The organism is Halanaerobium sp. ST460_2HS_T2 (genome assembly GCF_003337665.1).
Taxonomy (GTDB): domain Bacteria; phylum Bacillota; class Halanaerobiia; order Halanaerobiales; family Halanaerobiaceae; genus Halanaerobium; species Halanaerobium kushneri.
Genome location: NZ_QPJF01000085.1, coordinates 1 through 1,064 on the forward strand (window position 1 = coordinate 1; position 1,064 = coordinate 1,064).

At 36.8% G+C, this 1,064-nt stretch carries 2 protein-coding genes; both read right to left on the reverse strand.

Features of this window, described 5'->3' with window-relative positions:
* Positions 1-353: TrkA family potassium uptake protein (locus DFR80_RS15140; RefSeq protein ID WP_147270206.1), on the reverse strand; the 353-nt coding region annotated here is incomplete at its 3' end.
* Positions 354-1,049 carry a response regulator gene (locus DFR80_RS15145; RefSeq protein ID WP_114490494.1) on the reverse strand — a complete coding sequence of 232 codons (696 nt, stop codon included), beginning with the start codon at positions 1,047-1,049 and terminating at the stop codon, positions 354-356.
* Positions 1,050-1,064 lie beyond the last annotated feature (15 nt).

Consider the following 1,064-nt stretch of genomic DNA (forward strand, 5'->3'; position numbering starts at 1 on the left):
GAAAATATCTCAAAACGTTCTTCTTTTTCATACATCTTCTCCACTGATGGGTCTATAGTCCTGACCATAATTCTGGGTACATCAAAATTAACCCTGGCCATCTGTGATACAAGATAGTTAATCTGATCATTGCCAGTACTAACTATTAAAAGGTCAGCAGATTCTATTTTACCTTCAATCAAAACATCACTTTCAGCTGCATCCCCCTCTATCTCAAAACCTGAAAAGTCAACCGGCAGCAGAGCAAATGAATCTGAATTCTGCTCTATAACAACAACTTCGTTACCAGAACGAGAAAGTTTTCCAGCAAGCAGAGAACCGGTGCGGCCACAGCCTACAATAACAATAAACATCTATTTTTCCTCCTCGTCATCTCCAAAGTTAACCTCATCTAAGTCAATAGAGCCCATACTTTCTCCTGCTCTTTCGATATTTTCATTTGCCGGTTTATAGCCCGGCTCAAGTGCCAGAGCAGCTCTGTACATCTTCATTGCTTCTCCCTGCTTATGCTGCATCTCATAAATAATACCAAGCAGATTAAATGGTTCAGGCTTTTCAGAGTCAAGAGAAGTGGCCTGCTGCAGCATTTCTTTTGCCTTTGAGAAATTTCTTTTATTAATTGCGTTTTTAGCAAGCATAATATATTCTTCAAAACTTTCTACTTCTTTTTCACTATTTTCAACCTTATAGCGTTCAAAAACATCCTGAACAATATTAATAATTTCTTCTGGCTTAAATGGTTTACGCAGATAGTCAACAGCACCTAATTTTAGAGTTTCCACTGCTGTTTCTACACTACCATATCCTGTAATCATTATTACCTTTGTCTCAATTTCTTTATTTGTTACTTCTTTTAAAAACTGGATACCATCCATTCCCGGCATTTTCATATCAAGTAGTACAACCGGGATTTCTTCTTCTTTTAATTTTGCCAGTCCATCTTCTCCATTAACAGCTGTTTCAACTTCGTAGTCTGCATTCGAAAGAGCTTTCTTTAAAGTCAAACGAATATTCTTTTCATCATCAACAACCAGTACTTTATTTTTCATTATTATCTTCCTCCT

Coding starts and splice junctions, on each gene's coding strand:
- DFR80_RS15145 (WP_114490494.1), bottom strand. CDS start 1,049: ATGAAAAATAAAGTACTGGTTGTTGATGATGAAAAGAATATTCGTTTG.